Raw genomic sequence first — 19,453 nt, 5'->3', positions numbered from 1 at the left:
CTACGACTTTTGCTTGACGATCGACAGAAGTCCGGCGTACCGTTCGAAGCATGTCAGTGAGTAAGGTCACAAGCCTGGGTGAGGCGGCGGATCCCGGGTCGACCGCCCCCAACGCCTACCGCGCCGCGGTGATCGGCACCGGCTTCATGGGCCGGGTCCATTCCCACGCCGTCCGCGCCGCGGGAGGCGAGGTCGTCGGGGTCGCGGGCTCCTCCCCCGACAAGGCCGAGCAGTTCCGCACCGCGCACGGCCTCGCCCGGGCCCACGCCGACGCCCTCGAACTCGTCCGCAGCGACGACGTGGACGTGGTCCACGTGTGCACGCCCAACCACCTGCACGCGCCGCTGAGCCTGGCCGCCCTGGCCGCCGGCAAGCACGTCGTGTGCGAGAAGCCCCTGGCCACCGACGCCGACACCGCCCGCGAGCTGGTCCGGGCCGCGGCGGAGGCCGACCGGGTCGCCGTCGTTCCCTTCGCCTACCGCTTCCACCCCATGGCCCGCGAGGCGCGCGCCCGCGTGGCCTCGGGCTCCATCGGCCGCGTCAGCCTCGCCCACGGCGGCTACCTCCAGGACTGGCTCCTGTACCCGGACGAGGACAACTGGCGGGTGGACCCCGAACTGGGCGGCCCCACCCGCGCGTTCGGGGACATCGGCTCGCACTGGTGCGACATGCTGGAGTTCGTCACCGGCGACCGCATCACCTCGGTCAGCGCCCAGACCTCGCGGATCAACGACACCCGCGCCGGGCGCTCGGTGGCCACCGAGGACCTGGTGACCTTCCAGTTCTCCACGGCGGGGGGCGTGGTCGGCAGCGCCGTCATCAGCCAGGTCTCCCCCGGCCGCAAGAACCGGCTCGTGCTGGAGGTCTCCGGCACCGAGGGCACCCTGCTGTTCGACCAGGAGCGGCCCGAGACCCTCTGGGCGGGCGGCCGGGGCCGCACCTGCACCATCAGCCGCGACGACCCCGAACTGAGCGCCGACGCCGCGCGCCTGTCCACGACCCCCGTCGGCCATCCGCAGGGCTACCAGGACTGCTTCAACGCGCTCGTGGCCGACACCGGGGCCGCCGTCGCCGGGCGGACCCCCGAGGGCCTGCCGGTGTTCGCCGACGGCCTGCGCGCCGCCGTCCTGGCCGAGGCCGTCCTGGCCTCGGCCCGGGAGCGCCGCTGGGTCGACGTGCCGGAGGTGGACGGGGCATGAGCGGCCCGCCCCTGCTCCGCATGAGCGGCATCACCAAGTCCTTCCTGGGCGTGCGCGTCCTGCACGGGATCGACCTGGAACTCCACCCCGGTGAGCTGCACGCCCTGGTCGGCGAGAACGGCGCGGGCAAGTCCACCCTGATGAAGGTGCTGGCCGGGGTGCACCGGGCGGACGGGGGCACGGTCGAACTGGAGGGCGGGGACGTCTCCTTCGAGCACCCCGTCCAGGCCCAGCGCGCGGGCGTGACCACGGTCTTCCAGGAGTTCAACCTCCTGCCCGACCGCACCGTCGCCGAGAACGTCTTCCTCGGCCGGGAGATCCGCCGCCGCGGCCTGGTGGACGGCCGGGCCATGGAGCGGGCCACCGCCGAGCTGCTCGCCGAACTCGACCTGGAGGGCATCGACCCCCGTGCCCGGGTGCGGTCGCTGTCGGTGGCCGAGCAGCAGATCGTGGAGATCGTCAAGGCGCTCTCGCACGACGCGCGCATCATCTCCATGGACGAGCCGACCGCCGCGCTGGCCGACCACGAGGTGGAGGTGCTCTACCGGATCATCGGCCGCCTGCGCGAACGCGGTGTGGCGGTGCTGTACGTGTCGCACCGCATGCGGGAGATCTTCGACCTGGCCGACACCATCACCGTCCTCAAGGACGGCCACCTGGTCGACACCGTCCCCGCCAGCGAGATCGGTCCCGCCGAGCTGGTCCGCAAGATGGTGGGACGCCCGGTCTCGGCGGTCTTCCCCGAGCGCCTGGAGCCGCACGGAGAACACGTGGGGCGGGTGCGGCTGTCGGTCGACGCGGGCGGCAACACCCAGCTGGACGGGATCGGCTTCGAGGTGCGCGGCGGCGAGATCCTGGGCCTGGGCGGGCTCCAGGGCAGCGGGCGCACCGAGGTCGCCCACGCCCTCTTCGGCGTCGAACGCTTCACCCGGGGCGAGGTCCGCGTGGACGGGCGGCGGGTCGATCCGCGCTCGCCGCGCACGGCGGTACGCGCCGGGCTGGTGCTGGTCACCGAGGACCGCAAGGCGCAGGGGCTGGCGCTGAACCAGTCGGTGGCGGCCAACGGCCGCCTGGTCCTGGACGCGGTCTGGCCCCTGGGCTCCGCCCGCGGGGCCCGGCGGCTGCCCGGCATCCTCTCCTCACTGGAGCTGGTGGCGCGCGGCGGCCAGGACCAGGAGGTCCGGTACCTGTCCGGCGGCAACCAGCAGAAGGTCGTGCTGGCCAAGTGGCTGGCCGCCGAACCCGGCGTGATGGTGCTCGACGAGCCCACGCGCGGCATCGACGTGGGCGCCAAGCAGGCCGTCTACCGGCTCATGCGCGAGCTGGCGGCGACCGGCGTGGCGATCGTGCTCATCTCCTCCGAGCTGCCCGAGCTGATCGGTATGTCCGACCGGCTGGTCGTCCTCCGGGACGGCCGGGTGGCGGGCGAGCTGCCCGGCGGGGCCGCCGAGGAGGCGGTCATGGCGATGGCCACCGGATCTCCGCACCCGGGCGGATCCGCCGTACCGGCCACCGGGGAGGACCCGGCCACCGGGTCGCCGCACCCGGGCGGTCCCACCCCGCCCGCCCCCGAGGAGAACGGGACGGACGCCCGCCGCCCCCGCGCTTCGTCCGACGACGCCTCCCCCGGCGCCCCGTCCCCCGGGACCGACGGCGGCGGCTCCCCCGCACGGCACGAGGAGGCCGCCCCGTGACACGCCCACCGACCTCGCTCCTCCGGAGCCTGCGCGCCCGGACGGGCACCACCGGCCTGGTCTACCTGGCCCTGGTGCTGCTGCTCGCGGTCAGCGCGGCCTTCGTGGCCGCCCGGGGCGGCAACCTGCTCACCACGGCCAACACCGTCGACCTGTTGACCCGCAGCAGCCTGCTGGGCTTCCTGGCCATCGGGATGACCCTCGTCATCCTGTGCCGCTCCCTGGACCTGTCGGTCGGCTACGTGGCCGCACTGTCCACCGTGGTCGCGGCCACCACCATGGCGGGCGACCCCTCCCGGATCGTGCTCGGCGTGGCCGCCGCGCTCGGTCTGGCCGCGCTGATCGGACTGGTCAACGGGCTGGTGGTCACGGGGCTGCGGGTCAACCCCTTCATCGCCACCCTGGGCATGGGGCTGGTGATCAAGGGCTACCTGGACACGAACTTCCAGGGCCCGGCCGGATCGGTGCCCACCGCCTTCCAGGCCTTCGGCTACACCCGGATCGGCGTGCTGCCCGTCTCCACCCTGGTCATGCTGGGCGTGGCGGTGGCGGCGGTGCTGTTCCTGAGCCGCACCCGGATGGGCTACCACATCTACGCCGTCGGCGGCGACGCCGACGTGGCCCGGCTCTCCGGGGTCCGCTCCGGGGTGCCCACGGTCACCGCGCACGTGCTGTGCTCGGTCACCGCCGGTGTGGCCGGCCTGCTGCTGGCCGCCCGGTTCGGCACCGGCAGCGCCACCGTCTACTCCGGGGGCTACGAACTGGAGGCCATCGCGGCCGTGGTGCTGGGCGGGACCTACCTGCTCGGCGGGCGCGGCGGCGTGGCCGGGACGGTGGCGGGCGTGCTCATCCTCGCCACGCTCGACACCGTGTTCAACGTGCTGGCGGTCGACCCGTTCGTCAAGGACGTGCTGCGCGGCGTCATCGTCATCGCCGCCGTGGCCGTCTACGCCCGCGGCGGGCGCCCCGCCGTGCGTACGCGCTTCCCCTCCGGCGGCGCGCCGCCCTCCCCCGTGCCGCGGCCCGCCCCGGACACCGGGGCCGCCCCCGATCCGGACCCCGGGCCGGGGTCCGCACCGCAACCCCTCGGAGGCCGTCGATGACCCCGACCCCCACCCAGGACGCGCGCGGCCCGGTCGGGCCGCGCGGGCCCGAGTCGCGCGGCCCGGGTCCGCTGGCGGCGCTGGCCGCGCTGGGCCGGGGCGGCACGGCGACCGTCGCCCTGCTGCTGGCGCTGATCTTCGTGGTGATCGCCACCCAGAACCCCTCGTTCTTCGAGGGGCCGCCGCTGATGGCCTTCGCCAAGAAGGCCGCACCGCTGGTGATCCTGGCCATCGGCCAGTACCTGGTGATCGTCTCCGGGGAGTTCGACCTGTCGGTCGGGTCCCTGGTGGGCGCGCAGGTGGTGGTCGCGGCCCGCCTCATCGACGGCGACGAGGCCATGACCCTGCCGGTGATCGGCGTCATGCTGGTCTTCGGTCTGGTCGTGGGCCTGGTCAACGGCCTGGTGACCACACTGCTGCGGGTGCCGTCGATCATCACCACGCTCGGCACGATGCTCATCCTGTTCGGCGCCGTGCGCTACTGGACCGGCGGGGCCCCCACCGGCGCCCTGTCGGAGTCCTTCCGCGTGTTCGGGCGGCACGGGATCGAGGGCGTGCCCGTCCTCGGCGAGATCCCGTGGGCGCTGCTCATCGCGCTGGTGCTGGCGGCGGGCGCGGTGGTGCTCATGCGCTCGCCCTACGGCCGCTCCCTGGTGGCGACGGGCGACAACGACGTCGCCGCCGGGTTCTCGGGGGTGCGGGTGTGGCGGGTACGCACCACGGCCTTCGTCGGCTCCTCCCTCATGGCCACCGTCGCCGCCGTCCTCATCGGCGGCTACGCCGGGGTCACCGCGCAGGTCGGCGACGGGCTGGAGTTCACCGCGATCACCGCGGTGGTCCTGGGCGGGGTGGTGCTGGGCGGCGGGCGCGGCACCGTGGTCGCCGCCGTCCTGGGCGCCCTGACCGTGGAGGCCCTGTTCACGCTGTTCAACCAGCTGTACCTGCCCTCGACGCTCCAGCCCACGGTGCAGGGGCTCATCATCATCGCCGCGGTGGCCTACGCCGCCCGCCGGGGCGACCTTCGACTGCCGGAGCGCCTGCGACGGCGACCGGACCACCCGACCGAGCGGCCGCTCGGCACTTCCAGGAGGTAACCATGCGCGTCCCCCGCGTGCTGCTCGCCGGCGCCGCCGGCCTGACCCTGACGCTCACGGCGTGTACGACGGACGCCCCCACCGACGCCCCCGAGGAGGCGGGCGCCGAGCTCACCCCCGACGGGGAGTGGTTCGACGAGGCCGAGTTCGAGGCCCAGCTGGCCCAGCGCGAGATCACCCCGGAGGGCCCCGAGGACCAGCCCTGGCTCCAGGCGATCGAGCCCGAGTGGATCGACACCTCGGAGTTCGTACACGACGCGCCCGAGGACGCGACGCTGTGCTTCTCCAACGCCTCGGTGTCCAACCCCTGGCGCGTCACCGGCTTCATCACCATGGAGCAGCAGGTGGAGGCGCTCCAGGAGGAGGGGCGCATCGGCGAGTTCCGGGTGTCGGACGCCGCCGACGACGACAACCAGCAGATCTCCGACATCCAGGCCTTCGTGGACTCCGGGGACTGCGACGTCATCATCATCTCCCCCTCCACCACCGCGACCCTGACCCCGGCGGTGGAGACCGCCTGCGAGAGCGGCGTCCCGGTCGTGGTCTTCGACCGCGGCGTGAACAGCGACTGCATGGTCACGTTCATCCACCCGATCGGCGGCTACGCCTACGGCGCGGACGCGGCCGAGTTCCTGGTCGAGGAGCTGGAGCCCGGCTCGACGGTGCTGGCGCTGCGCATCCTGCCCGGCGTGGACGTGCTCGAACACCGCTGGGCGGCGGCCCAGGAGATCTTCGCCGACAGCGAGCTGGAGGTGCTCGGCCACGAGTTCACCGAGGGCGACGGCGCCATGATCAAGGACCTGGTCTCCCAGCACCTCCAGCGCGGCGAGGTCGACGGCATCTGGATGGACGCCGGGGACGGCGCCGTGGCGGCTCTGGAGGCCTTCGAGGACGCGGGCCAACCCTACCCGGTGATCTCCGGGGAGGACGAGCTGAGCTTCATGCGCAAGTGGCAGGAGGAGGAGCTCACCGCGATCGCGCCCGTCTACTCCAACTTCCAGTGGCGGACCCCGGTCCTGGCCGCCAGCATGATCCTCGCCGGCGAGGAGGTGCCCTCGGAGTGGGTCCTGCCGCAGGAGCCGGTCCGCCAGGACGAGCTGGACGAGTACCTGGAGCGCAACGCGGAGATGCCGTCCCTGCACTACGCGAAGTTCGGCGGCGAGGACCTGCCGGGCTTCCCCGAGGCCTGGACGGACCGGTAGATGCGCGCGCTGGGGGTCAACACCTGGGTGTGGACGTCGCCGCTGACCGACGCCGCGCTGGAGCGGATCGCGCCCCGCGTGGCGGAGTGGGGGTTCGACGTGATCGAGCTCCCCGTGGAGAACGCGGGCGACTGGGACCCCCGGCGCGCCCGTGCCCTGCTGGACGGGCTGGGTCTGACGGCCAGCGTCGTACTGGTCATGGGGCCGGGCCGGGAGCTGGTCGCGACCGACGCGGCCACCCGCTCGGCCACGCAGGACTACCTCAGGCGGGTCGTGGACGCGGCCGCGGCGGTGGGCTCCCCCGTCGCCGCCGGTCCGGCCTACGCCTCGGTCGGCCGCACCTGGCGGATGTCCCCGCGCGAGCGGGCGGGGATCGGCGCGGAGCTGACCGAGGCGCTGGCCCCCGTGGTCGGGCACTGCTCGGCCGCGGGGGTCCGCCTGGCGGTGGAGCCGCTCAACCGGTACGAGACGAGTGTGCTCAACACGGTGGACCAGGGGCTGGAGATGCTGGCCGACCTGCCCGCGGAGCACTGCGGGCTGGCCCTGGACGTGTACCACATGAACATCGAGGAGCGGGACGTGGCGGCGGCCGTGCGGCGCGCCGCGGGCAGGGTGGCGCACGTGCAGGTGTGCGCGAACGACCGCGGCGCCCCCGGGGCCGACCACCTGGACTGGAGCGCGATCCTCGGCGCGCTCGGCGACGCGGGGTACGGAGGACCCCTGGTGATCGAGTCGTTCACGGCGGACAATGCCAGCATCGCCACGGCGGCCTCCGTCTGGCGACCGTTGGCGGCGACCCAGGACGCGATCGCCGTCGACGGCCTGGCCTTCCTTCGCGCCCTGAGCCGACGAGAGGAGCCGCCGTGCAGGTAGGCAGTGCTCCCCGGGGGCTCCGGTCCGCCCGCACAGGGGCGGTCGTGCCCCGCGGAGGACGGGAACCGGCCGCCGTGTCCGCACCACGGCCGACGGTGACCCCGGGCCAGGAGGAAACGTCCACCACCCCCGCTCGGTGCCGCGCTCGCCGGAAAGCGCTGACTGAGGTAGGGCGGCTCCATCCCCACGAGGAGACGTCACCATGCCCGCTCACAAGACCCCCTCCGCCGCCGGATCCGAGTTCCCGGACCCGGTGGCGGACACCCCCGCCACCTGGTGGCTGACCGGGGTGTCGTTCGCGGTGGCCGGTGCCGCCGTCGCCTCCGTCGTGTTCCTCGGCGGGAACGGCGCGAACGGCGCCTCCGCCGCGCCGGAGGCCTCCGCGGACCACCCCGACGCCGAACAGGTCGGCTCGCTGCTCGCCCACACCCGCACGGCCCACGAGGGACTCGTCCCCGTGGTGGAGGACATGGAGGAGTTCCTGCCCACCGACGGATCGCATCCGCCCCTGGAGCTGACCGAGGCCTCGGTGGTCAACTCCTGGCGCACCGAGGTCCAGGACGCCTCGGTGCACTTCGGCGAGGTCCCCGAGTCCGGTGGCGCCCACCGGACCGCGCACGCGGGCCTGGTCTCCTCCGTCCGGCTGCTGTCCATGTCGGTCGACACCTACGCCAAGGCCGCCCTGGTCCAGGACGAGGACCTGCGCATGGACGTCCTGCACATCGCCATGGAACTGCGCGACCAGGCGGTCGTGTCGTGGTCGGTGGCAGCCACGCACCTGGACGCGGTCAGCGTGGACGCCGGTCACGGCCACGTCCACCTGTACCTGCCCGCGGCCCCCGACAGCGGCGCCCTCGCCCCCGACGGCTCCGAGGAGGGCACGGGGGCCGAGGACGCCGGGGAGGGCACCGGCGGCGGACACGACCACTGACCACCAAACCCCCTACTCCAGGAGGAGACGAACATGCCGCGACCAGTCACCCTGTTCACCGGACAGTGGGCCGACCTGCCCTTCGAGGAGGTGTGCTCCCTGGCCTCCTCGTGGGGCTACGACGGTCTGGAACTCGCCTGCTGGGGCGACCACCTCGACGTCACCCGTGCCGCCGTGGACGATGACTACGTGCGCGACCGACTGGACACGCTCAAACGCCACGGGCTGGGCCTGTGGGCGATCTCCAACCACCTGCTGGGCCAGGCCGTCTGCGACGATCCGATCGACCACCGCCACCGCGACATCCTGCCCGCGCGGGTGTGGGGCGACGGAGAGCCCGAGGGCGTGCGCCAGCGGGCCGCCGAGGAGATGAGGGCCACCGCCCGCGCCGCCGCCAGGCTCGGCGTGTCCACCGTGGTGGGCTTCACGGGCTCGGCCGTCTGGAAGTACGTGGCGATGTTCCCGCCGGTGGGCGAGGACGTCATCGAGGCCGGGTACCGCGACTTCGCCGACCGGTGGAACCCGATCCTGGACGTGTTCGACGAGGTGGGGGTGCGCTTCGCGCACGAGGTGCACCCCTCCGAGATCGCCTACGACTACTGGTCCACCCAGAGTGCGCTGGAGGCGGTGGGCCACCGCCCGGCCTTCGGCCTGAACTGGGACCCCAGCCACATGGTGTGGCAGGACATCGACCCGGTCGGGTTCCTGTGGGACTTCCGGGACCGGATCTACCACGTGGACTGCAAGGACGCCCGCAAGCGGGTGGGCAACGGCCGCAACGGGCGGCTCGGCTCCCACCTGCCGTGGGGCGATCCGCGCCGGGGCTGGGACTTCGTCTCGACCGGACACGGCGACGTGCCCTGGGAGGACTGCTTCCGCACGTTGAACGCGATCGACTACCAGGGACCGATCTCGGTGGAGTGGGAGGACGCGGGCATGGACCGGCTGGTCGGGGCGGCCGAGGCGGTGGACTTCGTGCGCTCCCACGCCTACGACCCTCCCGAGGCGTCGTTCGACTCCGCCTTCGGGTCGGACTGACCCGGGCCCAGGCGCGGCGGCGGGGCGGCGCGTACCGGGGGTCCCCCTCCACCGGGAGGCGGGGTCAGATCATCGGGGCGATGACCACCCGGTAGTGCCCCCCGTCCGCGGTGGAGACGTCGCAGCGGAAGTCGTTGACCCGGTTGACGGAACCCTGCACCGCGCTGTCGCCGAAGGCCGCGGTGTCCACCCCGGGCAGGTGCTCGCGGATGAAGGACACCGCCTCCTGGACGGACATGGCGGTGTCCTTCTGCTCTGGGGTGACACGCAGTCCGTTGTCGGTGAGACGGCTGATAACGACCCGGAACATGTGCTGTCTCCCTAGGGTGCCGGGGGGCGGACACCGGCATTCTGCCCCATCGCCTCCCCGGCTGGGAATCCTCCGGGAGGACGGGGGCGCCGGGACGGCCCTCCCGGTCACACCTCCAGGTCCGCCTCGATGCCCTTGAGGCGGTGCCTGGCCAGGGCGAGGTTGCCCCGGGAGCGGTCCAGGGCCAGGTAGAGGAAGAGGCCCTGCCCCTTGCGGCTGGTGAGGGGCCGGATGATGTGGTACTGCCCGGACAGGGTGATGAGGATGTCCTCGATCACGTCGTTGAGCCCCAGCTGGTCCATGGTGCGCATCTTCGCGCGGACCACCTCGGTGTTCCCCGCGGCGGCCACGGTGAGGTCCAGGGAGTTGGTGGAGGCGAGGGTGCCCAGCGCCATTCCGCTGCTGTAGTCGACGACGGCGGCGCCCACCGCCCCGTCGATCTCCATCATTTCCTTGAGCCCGGCTTCGATGTTCGGCATGTCCTTCTCTCTCCTTGACGTGGGTCGGCGCGGCGCCCCGCGGTCGGCGATCCAGCGGCGCAGGCCGGAGGCGCCTCGGCGGGGCTGCCCACCGGTCACGCTGCCACCGGCCGGGGGCGGTCGACGGACAGCGTCCGCAGCGCGGTGAGCACGCGTTCCAGCACCTTGCGGTCCACGGACGCGACCGCCGGCGCGGCGGGGCGGGGCAGGTCCCGCCGCGGCGGGCGGTCGGTGTCGTCGCGGGGCGGCGGCACCCCCGCCGCGCGCACCAGGTCGCGCAGCCGCCGCAGGGCGAAGCCGAGGCTGCCCTCCGTGCGGCCCATCCGCACCCGTACACACAGGTCGGAGCCCTCCACGACGGCGAACAGCACGTGGTGGTCGGTGTCGGTGACGACAACGTCCTCGACCCGCTGGTCGGCGCACAGGGGCCCTTCCCGGACGGCCCTGAGGATCGCCGCAGCGTCCGCGGCCGGATCTTCGGCGCCGGCGTGGGCGAGGACGCGCCCTCGCCGCCAGTCCACGAGGCAGGCGCTGCGCACCCCCGGCGTCTGGAGCATCTCCCGCAACTGCTGGTCGAAGCGCACGTCGGTCCTTTGCGAAGGCTGGGGCCGTGACTTGCGTCGGCCCGCGACGAATCAGGCTAACTGTCCTTTGCGGACATCACGAGAATAGGCGCCAGACGTTCACACCGCAGCCTTTTCAGTGATTTATTATGTTATGCCTGACCGGAGGGGGTGAGGGAAATCCGAAAGGAGAGCGAGGAGGCGCTGGCGCGTGTTTCGCCCCGCGAAGAAAGGCGATCGGGCGGAGTGTCGCGCGCGGTCACCTTTTCTCCCCGGAGGGGGCTTCGGGACCTCGGACCCGGGTCGCGCCGGTGAGGGGTGGACGGAGCGGGGCGGCGGGGCCGCGGGCGGACCGGCCGCCCGGGAGGAAGGCGGGAGCGGGACGGCGGGCGGAGCGGCCGCCCGTGAGGAAGGCGGGGGAGACGAGCGGGGAGGGAGCGGGGAGGGAGCGGGACTGACCGGGGGCACGGGTCCGTGTCGGAGCGAACGCGGGGCTGCGCGGGGTCAGAGCCAGACGACCTCGGAGGTCTCCAGGTCGTAGCGGGCGGGAACGACGTCCAGGCGCCCGGACTCGACGAGTTCGCGCAGGTCGTCGTCCACGCGGAGCAGGTCGGCGATGTACTCGGCGTTGGCCCGGACGCAGGCGTCCACGAAGTCGCCGCCGTCGTCGGGGGTGGCCTCGACCACCGGCAGGATTCCCTCCACCAGGTAGCCGACGTGGCCGTGCGGGACCTCTCCGGTCTCGTGGGCCTCCACGGCCGCGGTGACCGCGCCGCACGAGGAGTGCCCCAGGACGACGATGAGCGGAACCGCCAGGTGCTCGGCGGCGTAGCTGATACTGCCCAGGACGGACTCGTCCAGGACCTGTCCCGCGGAGCGGACGGTGAACAGGTCGCCGAGCCCGCGGTCGAAGACCAGCTCGGGCGCCACACGGGAGTCCCCGCAGGCCAGGACCACGGCGAAGGGGGCCTGCCCCTGCGCCATCTCCTCCCTGCGGGCGCGGTCCTCGTTGGGGTGGCGGGAGTCGTACCGGCGCCAGCGCCTGTTGCCCTGTTTGAGGAGGCGCAGCGCCTCCGCGGCGTCCCCCGGCCGGGGCGCGGGCATGGGGGCCGACCAGGCGGGGGCGGAGGCGGCGGTGGCGACCGCGGCCCCGACCCCTCCGGTGAGTGAGGCAAGCAGTGCGTTACGACGGGTGATGGCCATGTGAGGTCTCATTCTTGACGTCGACAAATGTGGACTTTTGCCGCCAAACGAGGGCCAAATTACTCTTGCACCACGAACCGGATCAAGGGCTTTTAACGCGCCCCTAACGTCCTTCACCGCGGCGCGCACGCCGGAACGGATACGAAAGCGCCCTTTCCGCGCCGCTGAACTCGAACAATGCCGGACTCGGAGGCTTTCCTCCGGCTTTGCGCAGACTTCTCCGAGTCCGACGAAACGTGCCTCCCCGAACACGGCGCGCGACCGGACGGAGGAGCCGCCCGGGGACGCCGCGGGTCCGGGTTAGGATGCATTACCAACCGACCGTTCGTTAAGAAATCCTCGTGGGGCCCGGTGGCTGAGGACGCGCCTGCGGCCGTCCCCGCCCACAGGGCCGCTCCCACCAGGTAGATTCGACAACCGTGTCCAGATCTTCCCCTGTCGAACCAGCGCCCTCCCGCCGCGGGGCAGCGGGGCGGCGACGCTCCGGCCGCCCCGGCCACGACGCCGACTCCGTCCTGCGCGTGGCCGCGCGCGTGTTCAACGAACGCGGGTACGACGGCACGAGCATGGAGGACCTGGCGCGCGCCCTGGGCGTGACCAAGTCGGCCATCTACCACCACGTCACCGGCAAGGCCGAGCTGCTGCGCCGCTCCCTGGACCTGGCCATGGACGCCCTGTTCGCGGTCACCCGCGAGGAGGCCTCGACCACCGGCCCGGCCATCGACCGCCTGGAGCACGTGCTGCGCGGCAGCGTCCGGGTGCTGGTGGACGAGCTGCCCCACGTGACCCTGCTGCTGCGGGTGCGCGGCAACACCGAGGTGGAGAAGCGCGCGCTGGAGCGGCGCCGGGAGTTCGACCACCTGGTCGCCGACCTGGTGCGCGAGGGCGCCGCCGACGGCGACATCCGCCCGGACGTGGACCCCGCGGTCGCGGCGCGCCTGCTGTTCGGCATGGTCAACTCGATCTCGGAGTGGTACAAGCCGGACCGCGGGCTGGGCTCCGACGAGGTCGCCGACACCCTGGCGAGGATCGCCTTCGCGGGTCTGCGGGCCTGAGGAATCGCGGGCCTGGGCAGAGGAGGCGCCTTCGGGTCGGCGGGCCCGGAAGCCGGAGCGGAGGAAGGCCGGGGAACGCTTTCGCCGGGCTGCGCGCCCGAGCGCACGGCCGCGTTCCGCGGCTCCTCCCGGCGGCCCGCACACGAGCATCCCGCGCATGACAAGCGTCACGGACGGCGCGGTCACCGTGCGCCGCATCCCCGAAGGACGGGGCCGCGCCGAGCGCTGTTCGGGGATCGGCCGCCGCGGCCTCACCGGTGTGCGTCCCGGCTCTGACCAGTGCTCCTTAGGATGACCTTATTCTTCTCCCCCTCATCCTCCGGAGCGGCGTCCCATGATCGACCACTTCACCCAGGGGCCGCTGACGCCCGCGATCGCCTACGCGGTCTCCGTGACCGGCTCCTTCGTGGGGCTGATGTTCGCCGCCCGGGCCCGCCGGACCACCGGCGCCCCCCACTGGACGTGGCTGTCGCTCAGCGCGGTCTGCCTGGGCGGGACGGCCGTGTGGTCGATGCACTTCATCGCGATGATGGGCTTCGAGGTGTCGGGAACGGCCATCCGCTACGACCCCGTGCTCACCATGGCCAGCGGTCTGCTCGCCGTCCTGGTCATGGGCGTCGCCCTGCACCTGACCATCAACCTGCGCACCACCTGGTCGCTGCTGGCGGGAGGCGCCATCGCCGGGACCGGCATCGTGGCCATGCACTACATGGGAATGGCCTCCATCAACATGCGCGGCCACATGGGGCACGACCCGCTGTACGTGGTGCTGGCCGCCGTCATCGCCCTGGTCGCGGCGACGGTCGCCCTCTGGTTCGCGCTGCGCCTGCGGGGGGTGCTCGCCATCCTCGCCGCCTCCGCGGTCATGGCGGTCGCGGTCTGCTGCATGCACTACACCGGCATGTTCGGCGTGCACGTCACGATGGACGAGGCCGCGGGGGCGGGGCCCGTGCCCGGGTCGACCGGCGCGGATCTGCTGCTGCCGCTCGTCATCGGGCAGTTCGTCTTCCTCCTGGCGTGCAGCCTGCTGCTGATGCTGGGCGTGGACGACACCGGTGCGGGCCGGGACCGCGCGGCACGGTTCGAGGAGGACCCCTCCGCGCCCCCGGAGGAGAGCGCCGAGGCCTACGCCGCCCGGCACCGCTCCGACGACGTGTGGGCCCGGCGGAACTGAGGGTCGCGTCCTTGTTCCCCTGCGTTGCCGCTGGCCACATCAGGCCACACGCGTTTGAGAACACCTCTGGCGCACCAGTCTCCGGCCTCCCTACTATCCATGGAACCCGACCGAAATGGGACCAAGGTCATGGAAAGTAGTGAGCCGTGCTCGACCACCTCGCCCAGGACTGGCTGACCCCCTCCATCGCCTTCGCGGTCTCGATGATCGGATCGTTCCTCGGACTGTCCTTCGCCTCACGTGCGCGCCGGACCACGGGACTCGTCCGGTGGCAGTGGCTGACCCTGGCCTCCCTCGCCCTGGGCGGGATGGCCGTGTGGTCGATGCACTTCATCGCCATGATGGGCTTCGAGGTGTCGGGGACGGCCATCCGCTACGACGCCACGCTCACCGTGGTCAGCGGCGTCATCGCCATCGTGGTGATGGCCGTGGCGCTCACCCTGACCATCGCCAGGAGGACGGCCGCCTGGCTCCTGCTGGGCGGGTTCATCGCCGGGACCGGCGTCATCGCCATGCACTACCTCGGCATGTACTCGATGAACGTGCACGGGGAGATCCACCACGACCCGCTCTACGTCGCCCTGGCCTGCGCGGTGGCGCTGGTGGCCGCCACCGCCTCCCTGTGGTTCGCCTCCCGGCTGCGCGGCCTCCCGGCCATCAGCGCCGCCTCCGTGGCCATGGCCGTCGCGGTGACCACCATGCACTACACCGGCATGATGGGCGTCCACTTCACGGAGCCGCGCTTCTCCCGGCACAGCCCCCCGCCCGGTTCCAGCGCGCCGGACCTGGTCCTGCCCCTGCTCGCGGGCCTGTTCGTCTTCATGCTGATCTGCAGCCTCTTCCTCCTGCTGGGGGTGGAGGAGGAGCGCCCGGACTACTCCCCGCGCACGGCCGCCCCCGCCCCGCCCGCCTCCGGAAGCGAGCCGGAGGAGTCCGCCACGGGGTACGTGCCGCGGCACGCCACCGGCCCGCAGACCGCGCTGTCCGACGACGTGTGGACCCGGCGCCGCTGAGCCGCCCCGCTCCCCCGGCCCCCGCCCGAAAAACCCGTGGCGCGCTCCGGCCCGGCGGTCCTACGCTCACCGGAGCGGAGCGCGCCGTGTCCTCGGCGCCGACGACGGAGAGGAAGCAGTGATGACCGTTCCTGCGCATGGTTCGAACCCGACCTTCCCGACCGTTCGCGAGCCCTGAGGGGCGGCACCCCTCCTGACGGCTCGCCACTCCAGAGAGTCCGTCGTGAACACGCACAACAGCACAGACACACCCCTCCCCTCCCCGCTGACCGCGCTGGGATGGAACCGCCGCGTCGAGCGGGCCTTCGACGCCACCGCCGCGGCGAGCCCCCACCCGGTGGTCCCCGCGCGCGTCTCCTCCTCGCGCCGCGGCGGGGCGGTGGTCCGCCTCCCCGGGGAGGCGTCCGCCGACTACTCCCCCGCCGTCACCAGGGCCGCCCAGGCCGACCCGTCCTCCGCTCCGTGCAGCGGCGACTGGGTCGCGGTGCGCCGCTCCGGCGACACCTGGGTCGTCGAGGCCGTCCTCGAACGCTCCGGCAGCCTCGTCCGCCAGGGCGTGGCCCGGGACTCCCACGACCAGGTCCTCGCCGCCAACATCGACGGCGTCCTGATCTGCGAGGCCGCCGACCAGGGGCCCAACGTGGGCCGCCTGGAACGTTTCCTCAGCCTGGCCTGGGCGAGCGGTGCGACCCCGGTCGTGGCGGTCACCAAGGCCGAACTGGCCGGGGACCGCCTCCCCGAGGTGCTCGAACTCGTCCGCTCGGTGACCGCGGGCGCCGACGTGCACACCGTCAGCGCGCACACCGGCCTCGGTGTGGAGGAGCTGGCCGCGCGCTTCCTGCCCGGTGCCACCTGGGTCCTGCTCGGCACCTCCGGGGCGGGCAAGTCCAGTCTGGTCAACGCGGTGGCCGGTCGGGAGCTGATGGACACCGGCGAGATCCGCCACGACAGGCGGGGACGGCACACCACCACCCGCCGCCAGCTCCTCCAGCTGCCGGGCGGCGCGCTGGTCCTGGACATCCCCGGGGTACGGCGCATCGACGTGCCCGGCGACGCGGAGGGCCTGGACCGGACCTTCGCCGACATCTCCGACCTCGCCGAACAGTGCCGCTTCCGGGACTGCCGGCACGGCAGCGAGCCCGGCTGCGCGGTCAACGCCGCCGTGGACGAGGGTGAGCTGGACGCCAGGCGGCTGGAGCGCTGGAACCGGCTCCGGCGCGAGTCCGGGTGGAACCGCTCCCGGGGCGACGCGCGCCTGCGCGCCGAGCGCAGGAAGCAGTGGAAGGCCGCCGACCGGCAGGGCCGCGAGAACTCCCACCCGTCGCCCGCCACCACCCTCAACGGACGCGCTTCGCGCGCAGCCTTCCCGCGCAAACGGGGCGGCTAGTGACCAGAAATGTTGCCCATGGAATACGAGAAACCCCGACCTGCGATGATCTTGTACCTGTAGTCGACGTCGGCGCTCGAAGCTCGCCATAGGTACGAGATCACGGTGAAGAGGGCGGGCGGACCGGTGAGCCCTTCCGGACACCGGCTGGCGCCTCGTCCTCTCTCGTGGACGGGGTTGTCGGCCCGGCGGGGTCCCCGCGTTCCCGGTGGGACGCGGGGACCCCGCCGCCGTTCGGGGCCGCCGCAGCCCGGCGGCGGAGACACGGAGCCAGGAACCGCGGGTCAGAACCCGAAGGCGCGCGCCGCGTTGCCCGCTATGACCCCGGCGAGCTCGTCCTCGTCCATGCCCTTGACCCTCGCCAGCGTCCGCAGCGTGTGCGGGATCAGGTAGGGGGCGTTGGGGCGGCCCCGGTAGGGCTTGGGGGTGAGGAAGGGCGCGTCGGTCTCCACCAGCATCAGCTCCGGCGGCGCCGCCGCGGCGGCCTCGCGCAGGGACTCCGCGCTGGCGAAGGTGACGTTGCCCGCGAAGCTCATGAAGTACCCGTGCTCGGCGCACACCTTGGCCATGGCCGCGTCGCCGGAGAAGCAGTGGAAGACCACCCTGTCCGGAGCGCCCTCCTCCTCCAGGACCCGCAGCACGTCCTCGTGGGCGTCGCGGTCGTGGATCATCACGGCCTTGCCGTGGCGCCTGGCGATGGCGATGTGGCGGCGGAAGGACTCCTCCTGGGCCCGCGCGCCCTCGGGACCGGTGCGGAAGGTGTCCATGCCGGTCTCGCCGACCGCCACCACCTGGGGCAGCGCGGCCAGCTCGTCGATCGCGGCCAGCTGCGCCTCCAGCTCCGCCGACCCGCCGGGCTGGCGGAGCTTGCCCGCCCAGTCGGTGTCGTCCACCTCCACGCCCGGGGCGCCGTCACCGTGCACGACGCGCGGCGCCTCGTTGGGGTGCAGGGCCACGGCCGCCCACACGCGGCCCGGGTGCGCGGCGGCCACCTCGGCCGCCCAGCGCGAGGAGGCCAGGTCCACGCCCACCTGGACCAGCGGGGTCACCCCGACGCCCTCGGCGGCGGCGATGATCTCCTCGACCTCCGGGGTCTGCATGTCCATGTGGGTGTGGCTGTCGGCCACCGGTACGCGCAGGGGCTCGGGTACCGGAGGGGGCGTCTGGTCGTTGCGCTCCCTGACCGCTTTACCGCTGCGCTTTCCCATGCTCACGTTCCTCCACGAAGAAGCGCCGACGGGCTGTGCCCGCCGGCGCGGTCGTCCCTCTCGCCGCCGTGGCCGGAGCCTAGTCGGCGGCGCCCTCCAGCCGGGCCAGCTCCTCGTCCACGACCGACTGGTCGAGCTTGGCGAACAGCGGCTCCGGGCGCCCGAGCGGGGTGCCCGGCACGATCGGCCGCGACTCCCAGCGCGCCTCGTTGCCGGCGTAGTCCCCGGTGATGACCGGGTACTCCACCTCCTCCTCCGAGCCGCCGATCGTGTCGCGCCCGGAGTCGATACGGGGCATGCCCGTCCAGGTGCCGGTGCCGCCGAGCATCGCGTACACCTTGTTCGCCGACTCGGGCAGGTACGGGGTGAGCAGCGTGTTGGCGTCCTGGACCAGCTGGAGGGCCACGTGCAGCACGGTGGCCATCCGGTCGGGGTCGGTCTTCTTCAGCGCCCACGGGGCCTGGTCGGAGATGTACTTGTTGGCCTCGGCCACGGTGCGCATGGCCTCCTGGAGGCCCGCCTTGAACTGGGACCGCTCCAGCCGCTCGCCCACCCTGGCGAACGCGGCCCGCGAGTCCTCCAGCACCCGGCGGTCCTCGTCGGTCAGCTCACCGGCCGCGGGGATCTCGCCCAGGTTCTTGGCCGCCATCGAGATGGAACGGTTGACCAGGTTGCCCCAGGCCGCCACCAGCTCGTCGTTGTTGCGGCGCACGAACTCGGCCCAGGTGAAGTCGGTGTCCTGCGTCTCGGGACCGGCGGCCATGATGTAGTAGCGCAGCGCGTCGGCGGAGTAGCGCTCCAGGAAGTCGCGCACGTAGATGACCACGCGCCGCGAGGAGGAGAACTTGCGCCCCTCCATGGTGAGGAACTCGCTGGAGACCACCTCGGTGGGCACGTTCAGCCCGCCCAGCGGGCCGGGCTCGCCGCCCCGGTCGCCCTCGCCGTTGTGGCCCAGCAGGATCGCGGGCCAGACCACCGAGTGGAAGACGATGTTGTCCTTGCCCATGAAGTAGTAGGACCGGGCCTCGTCGCCCTGCCACCAGCGGCGCCAGGCCTCGGGCTCACCGATGCGCCGGGCCCACTCCACCGACGCCGACAGGTAGCCGATGACCGCGTCGAACCACACGTACAGGCGCTTGTTGGCGTTGTCGCTCCAGCCCTCCAGGGGGACGGGCACGCCCCAGTTGAGGTCGCGGGTGACCGCGCGCGGCTGGAGGTCCTCCACCAGGTTCAGGGAGAACTTGAGGACGTTGGGACGCCACTGCCCCTCCTTGCCCTTGAGCCAGGTGGTGAGGGCGTCGGCGAAGGCGGGCAGGTCGAGCATGAAGTGCTCGGTGTCCACGAACTCCGGCTTCTCGCCGTTGATCCGCGAACGCGGCGAGATGAGGTCGATCGGGTCGAGCTGGTTGCCGCAGTTGTCGCACTGGTCGCCGCGAGCGCCGTCGTAACCGCAGATGGGGCAGACGCCCTCGATGTAGCGGTCGGGCAGCGTGCGGCCGGTGGACGGGGACACCGCGCCCTTGGTGGTGTGGGCGAACACGTACCCGTTCTCGTACAGCGCGGTGAACAGCTGCTGCGCGACGGCGTAGTGGTTGCCGGTGGTGGTGCGGGTGAACAGGTCGTAGGACAGGCCCAGGCCCACCAGGTCCTCGGCGATGATCCGGTTGTAGCGGTCGGCCAGCTCGCGGGGGGTCACACCCTCCTGGTCGGCCAGGACCTGGACCGGAGTGCCGTGCTCGTCGGTCCCGCTGACCATCAGCACGTGGTTGCCCGACATTCGCTGGAAGCGGGAGAAGACGTCGGAGGGGACCCCGAAGCCGGACACGTGACCGATGTGGCGCGGTCCGTTGGCATAGGGCCAGGCGACCGCGGTCAGGATGTGACGATTCGACGACATGACCCAAGCCTAAAGGTACTGCCGGGCCAC

Annotated in this window: 19 protein-coding genes; 13 read left to right on the top strand and 6 right to left on the bottom strand. The window is 72.7% G+C overall.

The window, feature by feature from the left end:
- Positions 1–56: 56 nt before the first annotated feature.
- The 8 genes from FYW99_RS10045 to FYW99_RS10010 all read left to right on the top strand — a co-directional run bounded on the left by FYW99_RS10045 (position 57) and on the right by FYW99_RS10010 (position 9,134).
- Positions 57–1,199, top strand: coding sequence for a Gfo/Idh/MocA family protein (locus FYW99_RS10045; RefSeq protein ID WP_150252229.1), 1,143 nt, complete (start codon positions 57–59; stop codon positions 1,197–1,199).
- Positions 1,196–2,893, top strand: a complete 1,698-nt coding sequence (locus FYW99_RS10040) for a sugar ABC transporter ATP-binding protein (RefSeq protein WP_150251765.1) — start codon at positions 1,196–1,198, stop codon at positions 2,891–2,893. The genes FYW99_RS10045 and FYW99_RS10040 overlap by 4 nt, the downstream gene beginning before the upstream one ends.
- Complete coding sequence (locus tag FYW99_RS10035) at positions 2,890–3,996, top strand: ABC transporter permease (RefSeq protein WP_150251764.1); 1,107 nt, start codon at positions 2,890–2,892, stop codon at positions 3,994–3,996. The genes FYW99_RS10040 and FYW99_RS10035 overlap by 4 nt, the downstream gene beginning before the upstream one ends.
- Entirely contained in the window at positions 3,993–5,090 is a 1,098-nt protein-coding gene (locus tag FYW99_RS10030; protein ID WP_150251763.1) for an ABC transporter permease, read from the top strand. Before FYW99_RS10035 ends, FYW99_RS10030 begins: the two co-directional genes overlap by 4 nt.
- A 2-nt stretch (positions 5,091–5,092) precedes the next feature.
- On the top strand, positions 5,093–6,292 hold the full coding sequence (locus FYW99_RS10025) for a substrate-binding domain-containing protein (RefSeq protein ID WP_150251762.1): 1,200 nt from the start codon (positions 5,093–5,095) through the stop codon (positions 6,290–6,292).
- On the top strand, positions 6,293–7,165 hold the full coding sequence (locus FYW99_RS10020) for a sugar phosphate isomerase/epimerase family protein (protein WP_150251761.1): 873 nt from the start codon (positions 6,293–6,295) through the stop codon (positions 7,163–7,165).
- A 202-nt stretch (positions 7,166–7,367) separates the two neighbouring features.
- The gene (locus FYW99_RS10015) at positions 7,368–8,096 is read left to right on the top strand and encodes a hypothetical protein (RefSeq protein ID WP_150251760.1); all 729 of its coding nucleotides are present in this window, start codon (positions 7,368–7,370) and stop codon (positions 8,094–8,096) included.
- Between the two features lie 33 nt (positions 8,097–8,129).
- Positions 8,130–9,134: a sugar phosphate isomerase/epimerase family protein gene (locus tag FYW99_RS10010; protein ID WP_150251759.1), complete on the top strand. Its 1,005-nt coding sequence runs from the start codon at positions 8,130–8,132 to the stop codon at positions 9,132–9,134.
- A gap of 64 nt (positions 9,135–9,198) precedes the next feature.
- Here the strand turns inward: FYW99_RS10010 and FYW99_RS10005 are convergent, their stop codons facing one another.
- From FYW99_RS10005 to FYW99_RS09990, 4 genes are all read right to left on the bottom strand, one after another.
- The gene (locus FYW99_RS10005) at positions 9,199–9,444 is read right to left on the bottom strand and encodes a hypothetical protein (RefSeq protein WP_019609838.1); all 246 of its coding nucleotides are present in this window, start codon (positions 9,442–9,444) and stop codon (positions 9,199–9,201) included.
- A 107-nt stretch (positions 9,445–9,551) separates the two neighbouring features.
- Entirely contained in the window at positions 9,552–9,923 is a 372-nt protein-coding gene (locus tag FYW99_RS10000) for a hypothetical protein (RefSeq protein ID WP_150251758.1), read from the bottom strand.
- Between the two features lie 95 nt (positions 9,924–10,018).
- Complete coding sequence (locus tag FYW99_RS09995; protein WP_150251757.1) at positions 10,019–10,507, bottom strand: hypothetical protein; 489 nt, start codon at positions 10,505–10,507, stop codon at positions 10,019–10,021.
- Between the two features lie 483 nt (positions 10,508–10,990).
- A complete protein-coding gene (locus tag FYW99_RS09990; protein WP_150251756.1) occupies positions 10,991–11,689 on the bottom strand; it encodes a carbonic anhydrase in 699 nt (232 codons plus the stop codon).
- A 521-nt stretch (positions 11,690–12,210) separates the two neighbouring features.
- On the opposite strand from FYW99_RS09990, the gene FYW99_RS09985 reads away from it, so the two are divergent.
- The 5 genes from FYW99_RS09985 (at position 12,211) to rsgA (ending at position 16,318) form a co-directional block, all read left to right on the top strand.
- A complete protein-coding gene (locus FYW99_RS09985) occupies positions 12,211–12,744 on the top strand; it encodes a TetR/AcrR family transcriptional regulator (RefSeq protein WP_150252228.1) in 534 nt (177 codons plus the stop codon).
- Positions 12,745–12,901: 157 nt separating this feature from the next.
- A complete protein-coding gene (locus FYW99_RS31725) occupies positions 12,902–13,039 on the top strand; it encodes a hypothetical protein (RefSeq protein ID WP_190394614.1) in 138 nt (45 codons plus the stop codon).
- Positions 13,040–13,078: 39 nt separating this feature from the next.
- A complete protein-coding gene (locus FYW99_RS09980) occupies positions 13,079–13,918 on the top strand; it encodes an MHYT domain-containing protein (protein WP_150251755.1) in 840 nt (279 codons plus the stop codon).
- Positions 13,919–14,064: 146 nt separating this feature from the next.
- Positions 14,065–14,931, top strand: coding sequence for an MHYT domain-containing protein (locus FYW99_RS09975; protein WP_150251754.1), 867 nt, complete (start codon positions 14,065–14,067; stop codon positions 14,929–14,931).
- A 223-nt stretch (positions 14,932–15,154) separates the two neighbouring features.
- The gene (gene rsgA, locus FYW99_RS09970) at positions 15,155–16,318 is read left to right on the top strand and encodes a ribosome small subunit-dependent GTPase A (protein ID WP_150251753.1); all 1,164 of its coding nucleotides are present in this window, start codon (positions 15,155–15,157) and stop codon (positions 16,316–16,318) included.
- A 284-nt stretch (positions 16,319–16,602) separates the two neighbouring features.
- Here the strand turns inward: rsgA and FYW99_RS09965 are convergent, their stop codons facing one another.
- Complete coding sequence (locus FYW99_RS09965; RefSeq protein ID WP_150251752.1) at positions 16,603–17,526, bottom strand: TatD family hydrolase; 924 nt, start codon at positions 17,524–17,526, stop codon at positions 16,603–16,605.
- Between the two features lie 79 nt (positions 17,527–17,605).
- Entirely contained in the window at positions 17,606–19,423 is a 1,818-nt protein-coding gene (gene metG, locus FYW99_RS09960; RefSeq protein WP_150251751.1) for a methionine--tRNA ligase, read from the bottom strand.
- Positions 19,424–19,453: the final 30 nt, after the last annotated feature.

The sequence above is a fragment of the Nocardiopsis deserti genome, assembly GCF_008638355.1.
GTDB lineage: Bacteria > Actinomycetota > Actinomycetes > Streptosporangiales > Streptosporangiaceae > Nocardiopsis > Nocardiopsis alborubida.
Note: the sequence above shows the minus strand (reverse complement) of the source record. Positions and strands in the feature narration are given on the sequence as shown.

Coding starts and splice junctions, on each gene's coding strand:
- FYW99_RS10040 (WP_150251765.1), top strand. CDS start 1,196: ATGAGCGGCCCGCCCCTGCTCCGCATGAGCGGCATCACCAAGTCCTTC.
- FYW99_RS10030 (WP_150251763.1), top strand. CDS start 3,993: ATGACCCCGACCCCCACCCAGGACGCGCGCGGCCCGGTCGGGCCGCGC.
- FYW99_RS10025 (WP_150251762.1), top strand. CDS start 5,093: ATGCGCGTCCCCCGCGTGCTGCTCGCCGGCGCCGCCGGCCTGACCCTG.
- FYW99_RS10020 (WP_150251761.1), top strand. CDS start 6,293: ATGCGCGCGCTGGGGGTCAACACCTGGGTGTGGACGTCGCCGCTGACC.
- FYW99_RS10015 (WP_150251760.1), top strand. CDS start 7,368: ATGCCCGCTCACAAGACCCCCTCCGCCGCCGGATCCGAGTTCCCGGAC.
- FYW99_RS10010 (WP_150251759.1), top strand. CDS start 8,130: ATGCCGCGACCAGTCACCCTGTTCACCGGACAGTGGGCCGACCTGCCC.
- FYW99_RS10005 (WP_019609838.1), bottom strand. CDS start 9,444: ATGTTCCGGGTCGTTATCAGCCGTCTCACCGACAACGGACTGCGTGTC.
- FYW99_RS10000 (WP_150251758.1), bottom strand. CDS start 9,923: ATGCCGAACATCGAAGCCGGGCTCAAGGAAATGATGGAGATCGACGGG.
- FYW99_RS09990 (WP_150251756.1), bottom strand. CDS start 11,689: ATGGCCATCACCCGTCGTAACGCACTGCTTGCCTCACTCACCGGAGGG.
- FYW99_RS31725 (WP_190394614.1), top strand. CDS start 12,902: ATGACAAGCGTCACGGACGGCGCGGTCACCGTGCGCCGCATCCCCGAA.
- FYW99_RS09980 (WP_150251755.1), top strand. CDS start 13,079: ATGATCGACCACTTCACCCAGGGGCCGCTGACGCCCGCGATCGCCTAC.
- FYW99_RS09965 (WP_150251752.1), bottom strand. CDS start 17,526: ATGGGAAAGCGCAGCGGTAAAGCGGTCAGGGAGCGCAACGACCAGACG.
- metG (WP_150251751.1), bottom strand. CDS start 19,423: ATGTCGTCGAATCGTCACATCCTGACCGCGGTCGCCTGGCCCTATGCC.